The organism is Anaerotignum propionicum (assembly GCF_024461735.1).
Classification (GTDB): Bacteria; Bacillota; Clostridia; order Lachnospirales; family Anaerotignaceae; genus Chakrabartyella.
In genome coordinates this window covers 54,603-74,418 of the sequence record NZ_JANGAD010000009.1, presented here as the reverse complement: position 1 = coordinate 74,418, position 19,816 = coordinate 54,603, and the positions used below count along the sequence as shown (strand labels likewise).

At 36.5% G+C, this 19,816-nt stretch carries 21 protein-coding genes; 5 read left to right on the top strand and 16 right to left on the bottom strand.

The window, feature by feature from the left end:
• Nucleotides 1–366: 366 nt before the first annotated feature.
• The 9 genes from NE558_RS12145 to NE558_RS12105 all read right to left on the bottom strand — a co-directional run bounded on the left by NE558_RS12145 (nt 367) and on the right by NE558_RS12105 (nt 7,481).
• Complete coding sequence (locus tag NE558_RS12145; protein WP_256150373.1) at nt 367–1,251, bottom strand: SPL family radical SAM protein; 885 nt, start codon at nt 1,249–1,251, stop codon at nt 367–369.
• 219 nt (nt 1,252–1,470) lie between these two features.
• On the bottom strand, nt 1,471–1,929 hold the full coding sequence (locus NE558_RS12140) for a GyrI-like domain-containing protein (protein ID WP_256150372.1): 459 nt from the start codon (nt 1,927–1,929) through the stop codon (nt 1,471–1,473).
• A gap of 68 nt (nt 1,930–1,997) precedes the next feature.
• Nucleotides 1,998–2,897, bottom strand: a complete 900-nt coding sequence (locus NE558_RS12135) for a helix-turn-helix transcriptional regulator (protein WP_256150371.1) — start codon at nt 2,895–2,897, stop codon at nt 1,998–2,000.
• 144 nt (nt 2,898–3,041) lie between these two features.
• A complete protein-coding gene (locus NE558_RS12130; protein ID WP_256150370.1) occupies nt 3,042–3,473 on the bottom strand; it encodes a hypothetical protein in 432 nt (143 codons plus the stop codon).
• A 78-nt stretch (nt 3,474–3,551) separates the two neighbouring features.
• The gene (locus NE558_RS12125; protein WP_256150369.1) at nt 3,552–3,977 is read right to left on the bottom strand and encodes a DUF2000 domain-containing protein; all 426 of its coding nucleotides are present in this window, start codon (nt 3,975–3,977) and stop codon (nt 3,552–3,554) included.
• Nucleotides 3,964–4,884 (bottom strand): DMT family transporter, encoded by a 921-nt coding sequence (locus NE558_RS12120; protein ID WP_256150367.1) that lies wholly within the window; start codon nt 4,882–4,884, stop codon nt 3,964–3,966. The genes NE558_RS12125 and NE558_RS12120 overlap by 14 nt, the downstream gene beginning before the upstream one ends.
• Nucleotides 4,885–4,910: 26 nt before the next feature.
• Nucleotides 4,911–5,729 (bottom strand): AraC family ligand binding domain-containing protein, encoded by an 819-nt coding sequence (locus tag NE558_RS12115; RefSeq protein WP_256150366.1) that lies wholly within the window; start codon nt 5,727–5,729, stop codon nt 4,911–4,913.
• Between the two features lie 188 nt (nt 5,730–5,917).
• Nucleotides 5,918–6,538: a VOC family protein gene (locus NE558_RS12110; RefSeq protein WP_256150365.1), complete on the bottom strand. Its 621-nt coding sequence runs from the start codon at nt 6,536–6,538 to the stop codon at nt 5,918–5,920.
• A 289-nt stretch (nt 6,539–6,827) separates the two neighbouring features.
• Complete coding sequence (locus NE558_RS12105; protein WP_256150364.1) at nt 6,828–7,481, bottom strand: YigZ family protein; 654 nt, start codon at nt 7,479–7,481, stop codon at nt 6,828–6,830.
• Nucleotides 7,482–7,686: 205 nt separating this feature from the next.
• Between NE558_RS12105 and NE558_RS12100 the strand changes: the two genes are divergently transcribed.
• Complete coding sequence (locus NE558_RS12100; protein WP_256150363.1) at nt 7,687–7,863, top strand: hypothetical protein; 177 nt, start codon at nt 7,687–7,689, stop codon at nt 7,861–7,863.
• Between the two features lies 1 nt (nt 7,864).
• On the top strand, nt 7,865–8,044 hold the full coding sequence (locus NE558_RS12095) for a hypothetical protein (protein ID WP_256150362.1): 180 nt from the start codon (nt 7,865–7,867) through the stop codon (nt 8,042–8,044).
• A gap of 107 nt (nt 8,045–8,151) precedes the next feature.
• Here NE558_RS12095 and NE558_RS12090 read toward each other — a convergent pair whose 3' ends face one another.
• Nucleotides 8,152–9,246, bottom strand: coding sequence for a GGDEF domain-containing protein (locus NE558_RS12090; protein WP_256150361.1), 1,095 nt, complete (start codon nt 9,244–9,246; stop codon nt 8,152–8,154).
• A 329-nt stretch (nt 9,247–9,575) separates the two neighbouring features.
• On the bottom strand, nt 9,576–12,158 hold the full coding sequence (gene clpB, locus NE558_RS12085; protein ID WP_256150360.1) for an ATP-dependent chaperone ClpB: 2,583 nt from the start codon (nt 12,156–12,158) through the stop codon (nt 9,576–9,578).
• A gap of 1,083 nt (nt 12,159–13,241) precedes the next feature.
• On the opposite strand from clpB, the gene NE558_RS12080 reads away from it, so the two are divergent.
• On the top strand, nt 13,242–13,763 hold the full coding sequence (locus NE558_RS12080; RefSeq protein ID WP_200777668.1) for a hydrolase: 522 nt from the start codon (nt 13,242–13,244) through the stop codon (nt 13,761–13,763).
• A 468-nt stretch (nt 13,764–14,231) separates the two neighbouring features.
• On the opposite strand, the gene NE558_RS12075 is transcribed toward NE558_RS12080, so the two are convergent.
• The 5 genes from NE558_RS12075 to NE558_RS12055 form a co-directional block, all read right to left on the bottom strand.
• The gene (locus NE558_RS12075; protein ID WP_066049121.1) at nt 14,232–14,432 is read right to left on the bottom strand and encodes a cold-shock protein; all 201 of its coding nucleotides are present in this window, start codon (nt 14,430–14,432) and stop codon (nt 14,232–14,234) included.
• A 106-nt stretch (nt 14,433–14,538) separates the two neighbouring features.
• On the bottom strand, nt 14,539–15,006 hold the full coding sequence (rnhA, locus tag NE558_RS12070; RefSeq protein ID WP_256150358.1) for a ribonuclease HI: 468 nt from the start codon (nt 15,004–15,006) through the stop codon (nt 14,539–14,541).
• Entirely contained in the window at nt 15,003–15,704 is a 702-nt protein-coding gene (ispD, locus tag NE558_RS12065; RefSeq protein ID WP_256150357.1) for a 2-C-methyl-D-erythritol 4-phosphate cytidylyltransferase, read from the bottom strand. Before ispD ends, rnhA begins: the two co-directional genes overlap by 4 nt.
• 85 nt (nt 15,705–15,789) lie before the next feature.
• Nucleotides 15,790–16,869 (bottom strand): PIN/TRAM domain-containing protein, encoded by a 1,080-nt coding sequence (locus NE558_RS12060; protein WP_256150356.1) that lies wholly within the window; start codon nt 16,867–16,869, stop codon nt 15,790–15,792.
• 69 nt (nt 16,870–16,938) lie between these two features.
• A complete protein-coding gene (locus NE558_RS12055) occupies nt 16,939–17,406 on the bottom strand; it encodes a CarD family transcriptional regulator (RefSeq protein ID WP_256150355.1) in 468 nt (155 codons plus the stop codon).
• 475 nt (nt 17,407–17,881) lie between these two features.
• Between NE558_RS12055 and NE558_RS12050 the strand changes: the two genes are divergently transcribed.
• Both NE558_RS12050 and NE558_RS12045 read left to right on the top strand, forming a co-directional pair.
• Nucleotides 17,882–18,775 (top strand): DegV family protein, encoded by an 894-nt coding sequence (locus NE558_RS12050; protein ID WP_256150354.1) that lies wholly within the window; start codon nt 17,882–17,884, stop codon nt 18,773–18,775.
• A 343-nt stretch (nt 18,776–19,118) separates the two neighbouring features.
• Entirely contained in the window at nt 19,119–19,811 is a 693-nt protein-coding gene (locus NE558_RS12045) for an anaerobic ribonucleoside-triphosphate reductase activating protein (protein ID WP_256150353.1), read from the top strand.
• Nucleotides 19,812–19,816: the final 5 nt, after the last annotated feature.

Sequence of the window (19,816 nt, the reverse complement as noted above, 5' to 3'; positions counted from 1 at the left end):
CGCTTGCTTTATAGTAAAATTTTACCATTCTTTGTTTGAATTGTAAAGGTAAATAAGGAAATAATTCACAAATAACTTATTCTAATCCACAGCGTTTCTGTATGAAATATATAAATCCAGTCAAAGGTACAACTTAATTTGTAATACTATTCGATTGAATACCCCATTGAAATCTATCTATATTGAATTTACATCTTCTTACATTCATTTCACACTATTTTTCAACATTGTGTATTACTGATTAAAGCACTCGTTAAAGACTATATTTATTATAAATAAAAAAGGCTTACTTTATCTCTTTGAATTCAGTAAGCCTTACTTATTTTTAGCGTTATCCTTAAGAGCCCATCTTTTTCTGTAAGAAAACTAAAACCATGAAAGCTGAACCGGTTGCCCGTAGCTTTTATACGCTCTAACAATCTCATCCATTTTATATAAAATTCCGTATCGTTTACACTCTTCACCAAAAATCCGCCACAATTCTTTTCCATGTAGAGATTTGCATTCGTAAGAATTCCCATAGGTTTTAATATATTTTTCTTTCAGTGAGGGAAACAATTTATCCAGCTTATCATAATACCATTCCCGCTGATTCTGCCTTAATGTTACACCAAATGCGGGATAGATAAACTTTGCACCGTTATCATGAGCCTGCGCTACAATCTCTTTAATATTGTTTTCGTTATCTTCTATAAAGGGTAGTATGGGCATGCATAAAATTCCCGCGAAAATCCCAGCCTGAGACAGATTCTTGATGGTAGCAAAGCGCTGCGAGGATAGGGAAGCATTGGGCTCTATTTTTTTGCACAGGGCATCATCAGCCGTAGTGATTGTTAGTTTTATCAAAACAGGAGAGTGAGAAGATATTTCTTGGAGCAAATCAATGTCTCGCTCAACCAAATTGCTTTTTGTTGCAACGGCAACTCCATAACCAAACCGATTGATCTGCTCCAACGCTCCCCGCGTAAGCTCATATTTCTTTTCAAAGGGGTTATAGGGATCACTCATTGCTCCCGTGCCAACAACCCCCCTTTTTCGTTTACTTCTCAGCTCTCGCTCCAAAATAGAAAGAGAATTTTCCTTGGCGCGGACTTTATCAAAGGATTCTACGCCATAGCAATCACTTCTGCTATCACAATAAATGCAACCATGGTTACAACCTTTATAGAGGTTCATATTATAGTTCGTTCCAAACCACAAGTTATTTTCACTGTATCCGGAAAGGATTGTTTTTGCAGGTATCCATTCCATTTTAATCCCTTCTTTTCCAGATATTTTTCATGCTTTTTCCCGTCAAAATCTCGTTTATAATAAATGTCATTCATCAAAAAGACGTTGGTTTTAATTGGCGTGGTGTCGTTTTGTGCCTACCCAGCGCTTTTAAATTAGCCTTACCGTTCCATTAATTGTATAGTAAACTATCTCCGAATCAAGTGCAACTGTCAACAGAAATCAGTTCCAACTAGCTCCTTAATTCAATGAAATATACACATGTATTTCAGCTTGTTTCAAATCTTCTCCACCTTGATATTCTTCAAAGTCACAGCTATACTTTCTATCTAAGTCCATCTTCCAAAATTCAATCCAAAATGCTTGTACAGCTTCTTTTACGTCGCCGTGAATCACAAACTTGGCGTATTTGCCTTTTGGAATGATTTCTGTTGAAACATCCACAGACAGTTTTGCCTCTGCCTCAACCTCACAGCATACCAGAACATCATAGGCACCGTTTACGTCTTTCTCATAATTTGTATAAACACCCAGAGTCTTGCCATTTATTTTTCCTGGTATGGAAGCATAGATTCCTCCTTCAAAAAACTTTTGCCACGCCGAGCCAATTTCCGCACTCATATTTGCATCGCTATTGCTTGTTCTCCTTCTGATTCCCGCAACCTTCTTTTCACGCAGTTCAACTACTTCATAATTCATATACAAAACCTCTTTTTCTCTATTATGAAAGAAGCATACCACATGAAAACTGACACCATCATGTCATATTAAATGTATTTCATTAAGCTTTTCTCCAAAATCCCTCGAATAGTACTCTGAAGATGCATAGGCTGAAGCACTTGAGCAGAGGCGCCAAAAGACAAAATATATCCGTACAACCAATCATTTTCAGGCAATGTCTTTGTTACTGTAAAACTGCCATCCTCATTCTTTACAATCTTTCCGTGTTCAAATTCATCATAAACACGAAATGCCATGGGAGGGTCAATTTTTAACACCATAGTAATTGGAATTCCTGTTTCTGTTTGATAAATTTGGCTTTCCTCTACCAAACATCTTTCAAAACTCTCAGCAATAACATTGAGGTTTTTCATTCGGGTTACCCGAAACATGCGATAATCATCTCTAACCATACAAAATCCGTAAATATACCAAGCCTGTCCTTTGAAAATTAATTGCAGTGGTTCAATGACCCTTTCTGATTTCTCACCATTGGTACTATAATAATCAAATTGAATTCGTTTTTTATGAATTATGGCGTTTTTAAGCTTCTTAAATTTCTCCTTTTCATCTTCTCCACTACCCCAATGAGCAAAATCAACATCAATCCATTTAGAGTCGTTACGCTGAAACAAAACACCCAGTTTTTTAAGAACCGGCTCAACTCCCGGTACATTTAAAGACTCCATGCCTTGTAAAGAAGAAATTATTTCCAACTGGTCCTTTTCCGAAACCATAGATTTTTTCATCACATAATTGTCCAATAGACGAATACCCCCACCCTTACCCTTACTGGTGTAAATTGGTATCCCCGCTGCGCTCAACGTTTCCAAATCTCTATATATGGTTCTCTGAGATACTTCAAAATAATTGGAAAGTTCCTTCGCTGTCACTGTTTTTTTCTCAAAAAGCACATAAACCATTTCAAGTAATCGATCGATCTTCATTTTTAATCACCGATATTATTTTAACACAATTACACATTCTCTGCATGCAATATCAGTTATTCTAATCTTCTTTCCAATAAAAAAAGCAAAGAATTCGGAGGTTTAATCTACCTAGAATGCTTTGCAGTAATTCTCCAGATGGATCTAGCTATTTTGAACAACATATTTCATATTTCCAAAATGATAAATGTCAATCGTACACTCCTTTATTTTGTTCCCCTCATAAAAATACCCCGAAAACTTGGATTGATTGTATCCATAGGTCTCATCTATGATTTCAAAATCCATATGGGGAAATCTATTGATAAAAGCATCAAGCCTGTATTTTTCACCTGAAAGCTTTCCGTTATTTCCCACTGAATCAAACAAATAGACAGCACAAAAATCTAAGTCCCAACCTTCAATACTGATTAGGCTCTTTCCCTTAACTGCTAAATAGTCATCATTTCTGAGTTCATAAAAACCTTGACTAAAATATAAGATGATTTTCTCCTCTTCCATTGTGATTTTACTTACTCTGGCATCATGAAGACTATATGGTAAATCTAAAATGTTTTTACGGATTACTTCTTTCATGGCTTCCCCCATCACTTTATTAGAAATGCAGACTATTGCTCTTTATTTTATCAAAAGAATGTAAAGAAGGCTATAAAATTATCCTCTCAAAAGCGGCATTGCACCCGTCAATTTATTTATCTTTTTCTTTTCACCATAAATACCGATTCCTAAATAAGTATGCTCTTGGGTAGTAAGGGAGGCCAGCTTAACCACATAATCATTGTAAACCTGCGAGGTCTGCGCTGCATCTGTAAAGTCAACAACCACTAGGTCATTAAATTCAGGTGCATATAACCGTTGTCTTAAATCTCTTAATCCAACCTTGCTTCCTTTCAACATTGTAATAGGAACTGTCACAATCCCCAAATGTGTTTCATTCAAGGCATCAGTAGCATTCCCCCCCACCAAATGGGGTACCTGTTCGCCTAAAGTCACACCCAATATTGCAGAAGTATTTGCTACAATCCCCATTGGTAAATCAGAATCTATAATCATTACGCATTTCATGTCAGCAGCATTCATTCTTCACCTCATTCTTTCTTCCCCCCGAAAATTTATTCTCTGAGATAAATAGCCCCGCTAATGTAAGTCCTACGCCAACAACACCCATCCCTGTTATTTTTTCATGTAAAATCAAAATGGAGGTGATTATTGTTACCACGGGAACCAAATAAATGTATACACTGGTCTTTACCGCTCCCAGTATTTTTACAGCCCAATTCCATGTAGCAAAACATGCCGCAGAAGCACCCAGCCCTAAAAATACCATATTGAAAAGATTTATTGGTTTTATAAGTATAGAAACACTGGGGTGAAATTGGAAAATAAACAAAGGAGGTATCATAAATAATAGCCCATAGTAGAAAATTCTCCGGGTTGCCTGCACCGTATTATATTGAAAGCCACTGATCTTTTTTGTCAAAATGGAATAAACAGCCCATACAAATGCAGCTAAAACTGCTAACAAATCCCCCATAGGGTTCAATTTCAAAACACTGGCTCCTTGATAGCTCATTAGGAAAATACCCACCAAAGCAATTAAAAAACCAACAAAAAACTGAGGTTTCAATTTCTCTTCTTTCAAAAAGAAATGGGCACATAATGCAGTGAAAAACGGCGCCACGGAAATAATCACACCTACATTAGAGGCAAACGTGTAAGTCAAAGCGATATTCTCCAGCAAAAAATATAGGGTAATTCCGCAAAGGCCTGCCCCGGCAAAATAAAATTCCTGCTTTGGGTTTTCAATTTTTAATCTTCGCGGGTTTACAAGGAATAATGCAATCCAACCTATCACAAATCTGATAAATAATATTTCTATGGGAGTCATGGTTTTTAATAAAATCTTTGTAGAAATGAAGGTGGTTCCCCATATGATAATTGTGATGATTGCCAATATGTGCCCTGCTATTTCATTTTTTCTATCCATAATAGTCCTTTCTTACGCAAAACAAATCAAAGTTGGGTTTTATAAATGCCCTGATATTGTTTTGGCGTCAACCCAATAAACTTTTTGAAGAAATTTGAAAAATGGCTCTGATCGCTAAAGCCAGTTTGTAAGGCGGCATCAATGGGCAATACGCCCTGCTCTAAAAGTTTCTTTGCCTTGTCAACTCGTATTGTTTCCAAATATCTATACGGAGAGATTCCCATTTGTTTTGTAAAGGAACGTAATAAATAATATTTACTCAACCCTGCAATATCACTCAATTGATCCAATGTAATACTTTCCCTATAGTTTCTTTCTAAAAAACTACAAACAGTCATAACCTGGGAACTTTGTTCTAATTTAGCAGAAGGAACCTCGGCAGTATGTTCTGCCATCAACTGCTCTAAAAGCAGCAAAAACAACTCCTCTTTTCTAAAATCTCGTTCTTCCTCCATAATGATAGAATGAAGCTCTTTAATTTGTGATGAAAACTCACTGCGAAAAACCACAGTGGTCGTAAAATAAGGTAGTTTCTCTTTTCCTGTTATCTCCAAAACTGCCTTAGCCATAACCTCTGGCTGTATATTGATACAGCGATAGTCTAACGTTTTACCATCTACTTGTTCACAGGTATGGTTATCCCCCGGATTAAATAAAACCAAATCCCCCGGAACAACAGTATATTTTCTGTTTTTACAAGATAAAAAACGATTTCCTTCTTCAATAAATCCTAATACGTAATATTCATGAAAATGGTTGGGGAATTTTTGCATAATGCCTTGAAAATGATAGGCTTCTACCCTCAGCTCTGTATCATATTTTACTATCCTGATTTCCTTTGTCATTAGGTACATCCTCACCCCTCGCCACCTGTTTGATTACACTATATCACAAACCCACTGGGCATTCTTGGACAATATTGCTCTTTTCTGATTTTTATTCTCTCAGACAATATTTATCTCCCACGGAATTCCTTCGCCGTCAATGAAAACGTTCACTTTTGCAGATACTCGAGAGACCCACGTCGGGAAAGTTATGCAAACACCACTTCTTTTACAACACCCGCCTCTCCTGTAACCATGATTTCAACAATAGGATCGTCCAGAAGTTCCCGAATAATTTTTGATGATTCTGCCGTTGTGGCAAACGTTATTTTCGCAACTCTTTCATATCCATTGGGATGTACAAAATTTCTAGGCTTAGGATCAATATTGAAATAGCTCATTAAAAATGGCAAACTCAATTCCGCAGGAAAAAAGCACTTAAATTTCAGCTCATTTCCATAGGTGTCCTTTCTTTTTGCATTTTTCATATAAAATCCTCTCTCTTTATATTTCCCTAAGCTATTTATTTCCTCCTTTAAATCTCCGTGCTCTTTTTCAATGCAAAAACCGCACCATCGCTCTGCACCATAATCCCACGAGTCAAAACGTTTCACAACGCCCTTGTATCCCATATAGTTTAGCAGCACTTTAAAGAATTTGGGCATCCCAGTTGCCGCCAACAATTCAATATAAGGCCCATTACTAAAATAAATAATTGCATTATAAGGATTTTTCGCTCTCCCATATTCAACGGCAAACCCCTTGTCCCGCCATTCTTTCACACTTTTGTCCAAATTCTCTACTTTGTAAATCAAATGTCCTGCTCTCATCCTATTCCTCCTATCCTTTCTTGTTTTATCATAATCTTAAACCCTATGTTTAAGTAAGTTAAAGCTAACTAAATTACAAATCTATTTGTTCCTCTTTTAAAGATAAGTAGTGAAATATCTACCTATTTGTAAAGCAAGTATCTTTAATGTTTGCGGCAATTAAACTCTGATTTCATGAATTGAATAGAATATCTATTAAAAATAAAACTTAAAGACACTTAAAGTCTCTATATTTCCTAGAGGCTCTATTTTTCTAAGATTTCAACCGCCCTAATTCTTATTGCAAGTTTCATTCCAGTATGGATAGTTCCCCATCTTGCCACACCCCATATTGCTCCCCCAGCTTTTGGAAAGGGCAATTACCTTTAAAAATATCTATCATTTTTTTCTCAAAAGCCTCTGTTTCTTCAACTTTGGCAAATACTATAAAAACAACCTTATCAGAATATTGTGTATCAAAAAGAATATGACCCTCTTGCAGAATTTCGTATTGCACTTTTCCTGAATCCGTATACTCCGCTGTGATTTCATATTTTGCGTACAAAATTAGTTCAGCTATGCCTGCTGCCAGCAATCCTTCTTTTGCAGCTTTGCCATAAGCACGAACCAATCCACCTGTGCCCAAAAGTGTCCCTCCAAAATATCTGGTAACTACAATTGCGGCATTTTTAATATCCTCACCCTTAAGCACGTTTAAAACGGGCATGCCTGCTGTTCCCTGTGGCTCACCATCATCACTGAATCGCTGAATCTCATTACGTTCCCCTAGTTGAAATGCAAAAACATTATGGGTAGCATTCCAATATTTCTTTTTCATCTCTTCTATAAAAAGTCTGGCTTCTTCTTCGGATTTTACAGGGCGTACCGTAGCAATAAAACGTGATTTTTTTTCTATTATTTCAGCTTCTGCTTCTGTCAAAATTGTTTTAAATTCATTCAGCATCTCTTCCACCAACCAATTCTTTTTTTACCTGCAGTATAAACAAAAAAATGATTATTACTATAACCAACAAATTTCATAAATTAATAATTTTATCAACAATTGAATTATTATATCACACAAATTACCAGCCATAAAAGTATTTACATACTTTTTAAATAAGAATGAAACTCTTTTTTTTGCACAAGATAACGTTGAGGTGATAAAAATGGCTCAAGAATACACAAATCTTGACGACTTGTTAAACCGCAATCCAAAAGCAAAGGATTTTTTTGATTCTCTGCCGGAAGATCGTCAATTAAACGTTCGTCAGTACGAAAACAACATCCACTATGACTTAGACCTTCGGCGCTATGCCGAGCATCTTTTGAGAGGAGGTTATTAAAATGTTTGGAAAAGAATATAGAGACTTAGCCGACTTACTTTTAAACAATGCAAGAGCACAGAACTTTTACAAGGGGTTACCTGATGAAATTCAACAGACCATTTCCCACAGCAGCTCTGAGATCACAACAATGAAATCTTTACGTCACTTTGCTAAAGCTGCACAAAAAACAGGACGTTAATCTTCTCTGATTATAGTACAAAAGCGATACTTTAGACTTTAGTATCGCTTTTGTATCATGGATTTCTTTTTATTCATGAAATTTCCTTCTGAGCCATTTTTAAGTACTTACTTTTTTATTACGCAACAGCCCTTGCCGGAATTTTTTGCCACATAAAGGCACTGATCACTTTCACGATAGAGACGATTAAAATCCACCTCTTCTTTGTCATTGATGGCACAACCAATACTAAAACTTACGCAGATGCCTTTATCGTGCCCTATGGCAGAAGAGCGCAATGAGTCCAGTAAATCTTCCAACTCTTTTCTGCACTCGTCCATCTCAATAAGGTTAATAGAGTAAACAATGAACTCGTCCCCACCCATACGTAAAACAATATCTTCCTCTGAAAAATACCCTTTGATTAATTGGCTGATTTCCTTGATTACCGAATCACCATACATATGTCCAAAGTGGTCGTTAATTTTTTTAAAATCATCAATATCCAGAATTATAAATGAGCCCTTAATTCGGTTATAAATTAAGTGCTTTATTTTGTGCAACCCAACTTCTCTGTTATACACGCCTGTCATTAAGTCTATTTCTGACTTACTTTTATATTTTACAAAGCTTTCCACATTTTCTATGCGCTCATTTAAGGTCAATAAATTAATCCCTAGTGCCAAACAGTAGAACGCAAGCAAATGCATCATATCAGAAATAAACAGTTCTTTGGGTTTGGCATAATAACATAAAACAGCATAAAGCATTGCAGAACATGAAATATAAAAAAAAATTCTCCATGGTTTATCAATCATAAACAAAGTCAATACACATAAAAATACCATAATTGTAATTGAGGGAACTTGACTATCTAGAAAAGTACCCATTAGTATTCCCATAAACATGACCGGGGATAGTGCAAAATAGAAAATTAGCGTGATATACTTCTTTTTTTTATGAAGATAAAACTTGGCTATTAAATATAAAATAATACAAAAACCTAATAATACAAACACCTGTTTATTAAATGTAAAATATTCGGATAAAGGTAAGCCCACTAATAAAATTCCGCAAGTAATAATAATACCTACGGTTGTTAATCCCAGAAAATTGTTATAGTTTCTATTACATATTTCCTCTTTATATAAATCAACCTTCTCGGCAAGCAAGCTCTCTCTCCAATGGCCTAACCTTCTCAAGAATTTAGATAAATGATCCATTTATATTCCTTCCCCAACTTTATTATTAAACTCCAAATTAGGAGTTTACATTTGTTCCTGCTATAAAATATCACTCTAAAAGAATTGTTTCTTTGGCCAATGCATAAAGTTTCATTTTCTTTTACTAATTTATAATATTATAACAGAACTAAATTACAAAAACAATCTTGGGCAAAAACTCTCTTGCAAAAATTTGTATTTTTACTAAATACTGAAAGAAGCTTTTAAACATCAAAATTAAAAAAGAAAAAGCCCCTTGCAATAGGTAGATTCTTTATACCCTACCCAGCAAAGAGACTTTTTTATTAGTAATTTAAAATGATAGTTTCTTAAACTATTTTGTATTCACCATTTTCCACATCAACCGTCAAAGTGGTTTCCGGAGCAACCTCATCTGCAATTATTTTTTTTGCAAGCAGTGTTTCTATATTCCTTTGAACCATTCTCTTAAGGGGCCTTGCACCAAATGCAGGGTCATACCCTTCATCCACAATGAATTCTTTTGCTCTTATCGTCAATTTACACTGAAGCTGTTTATCAGCCAGTCGTTTATTCAAATCAGCAATAATCAAGTCGACAATATGAGTGATGTTATCTTTTGTTAATGGTTTATAGAATACAATTTCATCTAAACGGTTTAAAAATTCCGGCCTGAAAGAACGACGTAACAATTCTTCCACCGCTAGACGAGCATCCTCTTTTATTTCTCCCGTATCCTCCATTCCTTCTAATAAATAGGAAGAACCTAAGTTGGAAGTAAGAATAATGACTGTATTTTTAAAATCCACCGTTCTGCCTTGGGAATCTGTAATACGACCATCGTCCAAAACCTGAAGTAAAATATTGAATACATCGGGATGTGCCTTTTCAATTTCATCAAAAAGAATCACTGAATAGGGCTTTCTGCGTACCGCCTCGGTAAGCTGGCCGCCTTCTTCATAGCCTATATAACCAGGAGGGGCACCAATTAAGCGGGAAACACTGAATTTTTCCATATACTCTGACATATCAATGCGAATCAGATTCTTTTCATCGTCAAATAAGCATTCTGCCAAAGTTTTAGCCAGCTCTGTTTTTCCCACACCTGTTGGTCCCAGGAATAGGAATGAGCCAATGGGTCTGTTTGGACTTTGAATACCAGCACGACTTCTTAAAATCGCTTCCGATACCTTGGTTACTGCCTCATCCTGACCCACCACTCTTTCGTGCAAAATCTCCTCCAAATGAAGAAGCTTTTCTCTTTCACCTTCCATAAGCCTAGCCCCTGGAATCCCTGTCCAACGCTCTATAATCCGTGCAATCTCTTCTTCTGTTACTTTATCCCGAAGGAGTGTATTCTTTCCGCTGTTCTCCTCGGCAAGGTGCTCTTTTTCCTCAAGCTCCTTTTGCAATTGGGGCAGTCTTCCATATTTCAACTCCGCAGCACGGTTCAAATCATATTTTCTCTCCGCCGCCTCAATCTCTGCATTTACATCTTCTATTTCCTCTCTAAGCTTTTGCACAACACCGATAGAGTCCTTTTCATTCTCCCATTTTGCTTTCAAAGCGGCAAACTTATCCCGCATTTCTGCCAGTTCCTTTTGGGTTTCAGCTAATCTTTCCATAGAAAGCTTATCACTTTCTTTTTTAAGCGCTGCTTCTTCTATTTCATGCTGTATAATTTTTCGTTGAATAATATCCAGCTCCGTTGGCATGGAATCCATTTCCGTACGAATCATAGCACAAGCCTCATCCACCAAATCAATTGCCTTATCAGGTAGAAAACGGTCGCTAATATATCTGTTTGACAATGTTGCTGCTGCAATAATTGCCTGATCCTGAATTTTAACGCCATGATAAACTTCATAACGTTCTTTCAGCCCACGCAAAATAGAAATAGTATCTTCCACCGTTGGCTCATTCACTAAAACAGGCTGGAATCTTCTTTCCAAAGCAGCATCTTTTTCGATATACTGTCTATATTCATTTAGGGTGGTTGCACCAATACAATGCAGTTCACCTCTTGCCAGCATTGGTTTTAACAAGTTACCTGCATCCATGGCGCCATCAGTCTTGCCTGCTCCAACAATGGTATGCAGTTCATCAATAAAGAGAATTATTTTACCTTCGCTTTTACGGACTTCATTTAAAACCGCTTTCAATCGTTCTTCAAATTCGCCACGGAACTTTGCACCTGCAATCAACGCTCCCATATCTAATGAAAAAATAATTTTATCCTTTAGACTATTGGGAACATCCTCTTTGACAATACGCTGGGCTAAGCCCTCGGCAATTGCCGTTTTACCAACACCGGGTTCACCAATTAAAACTGGGTTGTTTTTTGTTTTACGTGATAAAATTCGTATTACGTTTCTAATTTCATCATCCCGACCAATAACGGGATCAAGTTTTTTACTCCTGGCTCTTTCAACCAAATCAGTACCATATTTTTTCAAGGCATCATAAGTAGCTTCCGGAGAATCACTAGTCACACGGGTATTTCCCCGCACAGAAACCAAAATCTTCATAAATGCATCTTTACTCACGTTGTATTGCTTGAACACTGGCTTTAGCACCTCATTTGGTGCATTCAGCATCGCCAAAAAAATATGTTCTACAGAAACATATTCATCTGTCATATTTTCAGCAAGCTTTTCTGCGGCGACTAAAGTTTTTTCTAATCCTCCGCTGACATAGGTCTGTCCTCCTGACACACGAGGAAGTTTTTTTATTTCAGCTTCTACTGCCTGAAGCAAGCCATTCACATTTACATCCATCTTTTGTAATAACTGAGGAATCAAACCATCTTCCTGAGTTAATAGCATTGCCAACAAATGCTGTTGGTCAATTTGTGGATTTCCGTACTCCACAGCAACGGACTGGGCATTTTGAATGGCTTCCAAAGACTTTTGGGTAAATTTTTGCAAGTTCATAACCATTCCACCTTCCTATATTAAACGAATTTTAAACTAAATAAATTATAACTTGAATATGGGTATATTATACATTGTTAGCACTCACTTGTAAAGAGTGCTAACAAAATATCTCTCACAAAAAATTTTCTTTTTTCCAACTTTTAATCATCATTTTTACCGAAAGTCATTGAAAATGAGAGGAGATTTATTTTTTTTATTTTTGAGTAAGTGGCATACTTTTTAACAAATGAGTGAAATCTATGAATCACCATGATATATATGTTCTTCTTACAAGTACAATTAAGCCAAACGAAAAGTACCAAACCATTTCAACAATTCTTGTGCAATTTGTCAAGATCTCTTGAAGATAGACTTTAATGTATTCACAATGAATTGTGTAATATTTACTTTCATAGAAATAGTTGGATTGCTTCTTCAAATATGTTCTTATTATTAACTGTCAATTCATTAAAACGAATAAATATATAAGAATTTGTGAAAACATCTACATCTACTTTCTATAAGATGATTCAAATAAATTTTTCTTAATATTTGTACACTTCAAAAAAGTTACTAATCCTTGAATATATTTATCTCAATGCATACATTCTAAGTCATGGCCCCTCTAAAAAACTTTGTACCACTGTTAGAACCATATTTTTTATGATTTTATTTAAAACCTTCCCATGTTTTATGTTAATTAACATGTTAAATAACTGACGATTTTGAATACAAAAAAGCCATGATATTTTAAGCTAAAACTATACTGATTTTCTTATAATATCAAGAAGAATAGCTCACATTCTTACACAATTTATTGTTGATTTTTGAAAGAATTTGTTGGAGACATGATGATCAATGGTCACAAACAATAGGGAATGATTTACTTGAAATTTGCTTGTTTTGTTCCTTGTGCGTTATTTATTCATATGCTATAATAGAAAAATCGAAGCAAAGGAACTTGAAGTCGGGGTCATTTGATCATGCTGAAGAAAAACCCAGTCGTGATTGGGAAAAAAAGTTCTTTTTCCTGATTTCCCCCGTCTTTTTTCTTTGCCATTGTGGTATACTTATGTAAATCTGAAAAAGGACGTGATGCCAGTGCACAAGGCAATTGGTTCCAAAAAAGATTTTGGCAACTTAAGTGAGGATGAATTATTAGCAGAGTATAATGAATGCGTACAGGATCTTCTTGATCATGAAATGGTTAGAAAAATGGATTCCTTCGTACAGCATTGCAATACAAGCAGATTACAGCATAGCATTAATGTATCCTATTACAGCTTTTTGGTTTGCTATCGCATGGGCTGGGACTACCGTTCCGCAGCCAGAGCCGGACTTCTTCATGACTTGTTCTTCTACGATTGGAGAACAAAGAAGGGGCTTCGCACCCACCATGCATCTTGGCATCCCAGAGTTGCTCTGGATAATGCAAGAAAAATTACAGAGCTGAATAAAGTTGAAAAGGACGCCATTTCTAAGCATATGTGGCCATGCACTCTGGTTCCTCCCAGATATATTGAATCCTACGTTATTACCTTTGTAGATAAGGTTTGTGCTGTTTGTGAGGTTGCAGAGCGCAAATATAAAGGAATCCGTGTGGGAAAGGTTGCTGTTTCTTAAAGGAACAAAACAAATTGTATCGGTTCATAATTCTGAAGTTTAATGGCGATAACCCAATTGTCTTTTGGTTATCGCCATTTGTTTTTTCATTAGCAATTCTTTCTCTATTTGAATCTTTCATCTGCGGCTTATTGTTTGTCTGAGAATGCTTTTTTCATTTGTTTCAATTATATTATCAAAATTACAAATTTTCTGACTATTTTTCTTCGTTTTCTTAGAGAAAATCTTTATCAAAAATTAAATAAAGTCTATTTCTAAATCATTTAAATCATTGCACATTTTTGGCACTCTGTTGTTACTATGTAAACATATTTTTGCATAATAAAAAGGCACAGGTATTAACCTATGCCTTCCATGGAAGTCTAGCTTCCTAACTTTGTCCAACGGTATAAAGCGTTGCTTCTTGCATAACCAAAAAATAATTTATATTATCAATGCCTAAGCATCTTCAATACAGAATCAAATCGATTAAGCACGTTTTACGTTAGCAGCCTGAGGGCCTTTTGCACCCTGAACAACTTCAAATTCAACTTCCTGACCTTCTTCAAGTGTCTTGTAACCTTCGGACTGAATAGCAGAGAAGTGTACAAACACGTCGTCTTCACCGGGAACGGAAATAAAACCGAAACCTTTTTCTGCGTTGAACCATTTAACTGTACCCTTTTTCATTGAATAAATCCTCCTACATAGATAGATAAAAAACTTTTACAAGACAATACTACCATATATTTCATAAAGTGTCAACGCAAATTTCCTACTAAGTCACTGTTCTCATTTACATTGTTTCATAATTTTCGTCATTTTCTAACGTATTTTTCTGTATTGCAGCCCTTGCTAATTGGTCACATCGCTCATTTTCGGGATTATCAGCATGTCCCTTTACCCAAATAAAGGAAACCTGATGAATTTCAAGCAAAGCTAACAATCGCTCCCATAAATCTACATTTGAGGCCTTTTCCTTGTTATTGCGCATCCAGCCTTGACTACGCCATTTTTTTGCCCAGCCTTTTTCAATGGCATCCACTACATATTTTGAGTCACTATACAGCTTAACGGCACAAGGCTCCTTTAATGCTTCCAGTCCTTTAATCACAGCTAAAACTTCCATACGATTATTGGTTGTTTTACGATAACCTCCTGACAATTCCTTTCGGGCCGTGCCATAAAGCATTACAACGCCATATCCCCCCGCCCCTGGATTTCCGGAGCATGCACCATCTGTATATATTACAATTGACTTCATTCCCTCTCCTCCTCCAAAAAGCAAGCTCCCACTAAAAGGTCTTCTTTTGTGGTAATCTTGATATTTTGATAGCTGCCCTGAATAACCATTATCTTTGCACCATAAAACTCCGCCACAGAAGCATCGTCTGTACCTAAAAATCCATTTTTTTGTGCCTTCTCATAAGCCTTTACAATCAAATCTCTGCGGAAGGTCTGGGGCGTTTGTATGTGCCATAATGTACTGCGATCAGGCGTTTCCAAAACCATCCCATCTTTGTCACAAATCTTAATGGTATCCTTTGCCGGTACTCCAAGTACACATCCATCAAAATCTTGTGCTGCATCTATGGAACGGTTTATCATCTCTTCAGTAATAAAAGGGCGCACACCATCATGTATTAAAACGATTTCTGTGGTTAAAGAAAGTGCCTGAAGTCCACATTTTACAGAATCCTGACGTTCCTTTCCTCCACAAACTACAGCACGGATTTTCTTCCACCCGTAATTTCTTACCATCGCCTTTACACACGCTATGTCATCTTCACCTGTCACCAAAACGATTTCCTTTATCTTAGAAAACTGTTCAAAACGCTCTACGGTATGGGCTAAAATTTCTTTTCCTTCCAACATCAAGAACTGCTTTCGGGTTTCTCCACCCATGCGCTTGCCCTGTCCCGCGGCAACAATAATTGCAGCAGAAATTCGTTCACCCTCCACACTTCTTCTCTCCCTCTATCAATAAAAGCCCCATGCAACCCTTTTGACAGGGATCGTTTGCTTTGGGGCTTTCATTCTCTTCATTTTATGAAGCAGCAGCAACCATTTTTGTAAAAATCATTCGTCCTGCCGCTGTTTGTAACACACTGGTTACTACAACATTTTTCGTTTCACCGATAAACTTATTGCCACCATCCACAACAATCATGGTGCCATCATTCAAATAAGCAATGCCCTGTCCCATTTCTTTGCCAGCTTTGATAATTGTAACTTGCATTTCTTCTCCCGGAAGTACTACAGGTTTTATGGCATTTGCCAGTTCATTGATATTTAAAACACGAACGCCCTGAAACTCAGCAACTTTATTCAAGTTATAGTCGTTGGTAACAACAAAGGCATCTATACTTTCTGCCATCTTCAGCAGCATGGAATCAACCTCCATCGACTGCTTTGTGGAAAACTCTTTGATTTCAACGGGCACTGCCAGTTGCTTTTGAATTTCATTTAAAATATCCAAACCCCGACGCCCGCGGTTTCTCTTTAAACCATCAGCTGAGTCTGCAATATGCCGTAATTCTTCCAGAACGAAATTCGGAATAATAATTTTGCCTTCGATAAACCCAGTTTGCAGCAAATCCAGAATTCTACCGTCAATAATTACACTTGTATCTAATATCTTAGGTTGTCCATAAACGGAAATTTTCTCTTGTGGTGCCAAAGCAGGAATAATCATTTTTTGTAAGCTTCTTACATTAAATTCGTCCTTCTTTCTTCTTGCCACACGAATTCCCAAAAACCCAAACAATAAGTTTAACAAAACCACAATGAAAGTGCCGATTGCGCCAAAGCCGTTAAAGGCAATGCCGATGAGGTTTGCGATGATCAAACCAACAACACAACCAAGGATTGTCAATGCCAATTCCTTTACATTCATTTTGGTTAATCTTTCTTCTGTTTGAGAAAGCCTTTTTAACATCATTTCCGTTAAGGGCGATGATAAGATAAGATAAAATATAAGTCCGGTGAATACTGCTAACCCCATTGGCACATAAAAAGGCATGGATATATGCCATTGGAAAAAGTTAGATATAAATAGAATATGCAAGAGCGCATAGCTCGCCGCCATAACGATTAAACTCATAATAATCTCAACAAGTCTTTTCATTCTTCCACCTCCTTCCCCCATTTTTGGCAAAAGGGTAAAATACCCATACTTTACCATAAAGAAATAGTATCAATTTTCCAACCATTTTGCAAGCAATTCTTCAGCTTTTTCGCTATTAATTTCGTAAACAGATATAATTTCACTGAGTACAATCTGTCTAGCCATCCCTAAAATTCTGCATTCAGCCGAAGAAAGCTTCTTTTTCTTTTCCTGTTCATAGAGGACTTTAATAACCTCTGCGGCCTGATCCAATTTCCCTGTTTTTAAACGACAAAAGTTCTCCTTCTGTCTTAAATTCCAGTTATCTGATAATGTCGGCCTGCTTTTTCCTACCCGAACCAACGTTTCCTCAACCATGTCCCTTTCCTCCGGCAGGCGAATTCCGGATTTTTCTGCACCATCTTTTGGAATACGAATCATTACGTTGCCGGTGGGTATACGGATAATATAGTATTCTCCGTTTTCTGTTCCTTCAATTTCCTCAATATATCCAGCCCCATGCAATGGATAAACAATTTTCTGTCCTGCTTGAAACATAATCAATTCACTCCTTTTTTCTAATTTTTTCCGAAAAAGGAGATTTTTATGCCTATTATAGGACTTTATTATCATAAATCATTTTTCGACGGAAGTCTTTAAGTTTTCCTGACAATTTATTTAAAATTTATTGTCTTATTTTAATAAATTCATTTTCTCAGCAATCTTTAATCAAGATATAAGGAAAATATAAGTTATTTCCTGTACACCAAACACAATACTTAGACCAAAAGTATTTTTGTCTGTTTTTGAAAAAAACAAGTCATATTCTAAGTCTAGTAAATATGTTATTATGAGGAATAATTTTCAATGAAAAAACTCACCTTAACTACGAAAAGTTTTCGTTTCTTTTTTCCAATTGCGCAAAGTCCACAAAACATAGTTATTTAAACTACGTTCTGCGATTTGTATTGCAATTCTTTCGCTTTTTTGCTATCATATTGTTTATTGAAGTACAGCATCGAAGGAGGACGTTATGGCAGACTATCAAATTTTCAGTGACGGCGCTTGTGATATCGGGAAAGAACGGGAAGAAGAATTCGGTATATCTTTGATTCCTTTCTATGTATCCCTAGATCACCAAAAATATTTTAAGGAGATTGAAGAAATATCCTTAGATGAATATTATAGATTTATCATCGATGAGAACGGATACCCCAAGACTTCTTTGCCCTCTGTTCAAGATTTTATTGATGCCTTTCGTCCGGCTTTGCAACAAGGCAAAGATATTATTTGTACAACAGTTACACATTCCCTCAGCAGCTCAATACAATCAGCCACCACAGCAAAATTAATGCTGGAGGAAGAATTTCCTGATGCAAAGATTTATGTTGTGAATTGTTGGCATATTACAGGATCTCAAACCCTGATACTTATGGAAATGGCTAAAATGAAAAAAGCCGGTAAGACAATTGATGAAGTTTTGGACTACGTTGAAAAAGCCAAAGTAGATGCCCGTATTCACTTTATGGTGGGGGATTTAAGCCATCTTGAGGTTGGGGGCAGAATCGGCAAAATTGCCGCTCTGTCAGGTAGTATTCTAAAAATCAAGCCTTTGATTATTCTCAAAGGTGGAGAGATTAGTGTTGGCGGAGCTGTCAGAAGTAGAAAAAAAGGTCTGGCGAAGCTAGTTGATATTTCCATAGATCACTTTAAATCTACTGGTGAGAATCCAAAGGATTACATTGCCCATATAGGAACAACCAATGTTTGGGATGAAGTTCCCGAATTTGAAGAAGCGTTGAAAAAGGCTTTTCCTGAAATGGAATTCATCTCGCCCTTCCAAATTGGTGCCACCGTGGCTTCTCACACCGGTCCGGGAACGACAGGGTTCTGCTTCGCAAAAAAATATGAAGCTTACCACTTATAATTTGTTTACAGCGACAATCACAGCTTTGTGATTGTCGTTTTTTGTTTACTAGGTTTTACTGGACTCACCAAGCGGTTTGTATTAAGTGAAAAAACCTAACTCTACAAGGCATGCTTTCTGATATTTCCTCCTGCGCAATTCGATAAAATAAAAAGGCAGAGTCCATAAGCTCTCATATTTCTATAAAGACTTATGTCGCATCTTGCGGTAATCAACCCAAAATAATCCTGTTGAACGATTGTTTTTTTCTCTTCATTTGATACAATAGGTGAAGTGCAAATGAAATTTTTAACAACTTTTATTTTTTTTTAGATGGAATTATTTACTACAGGGGGACTTTTAAATGGAAATTGGTGGACTTCAAAAACTATCTTTACTGGATTATCCTGATAGAGCATGCTGCACTATCTTTACTTTAGGATGTAATTTTAGGTGTCCATTTTGTCACAATGCTTCCCTCATTCTCCCTCCTTTTTCAGGCAATATCATTTCTGAAGAAGAAATATTCTCTTTTTTGAAAAAAAGGATAGGACTTTTGGATGGGGTTTGCATTACCGGAGGAGAACCCCTGCTGCAAAAAAAATTGGAACCCTTCCTTTACCAAATAAAATCCCTTGGTTTTTCAATCAAGTTGGATACCAATGGTAGTTTTCCAGAAAGATTACAACGGCTTATCTCAAGCCAACTAGTGGACTATGTTGCCATGGATATAAAAAATGCCCCCAACAAGTACAGCCAGACCATAGGAATCAAGAATTTTGATCTTGCCCCAATCAAAGAAAGTGTGTCCACATTAATGGCAGATGAAATACCTTATGAGTTTAGAACCACCGTGGTGCGTGAATTACATACAGCAGAAGATATGCTTGCATTGGCCCAGTGGATTCAAGGCTCTGAAAAATATTACATTCAAAATTTTGTGTGTTCGGATGATGTGCTGATAAAGGATCTCAGTGGTTATTCTGAAAAAGAATTACAGAATATCCTTCTTAGCATACTTCCTTTCCTACCGGCAGCCGAACTGCGGGGGATATAATTATT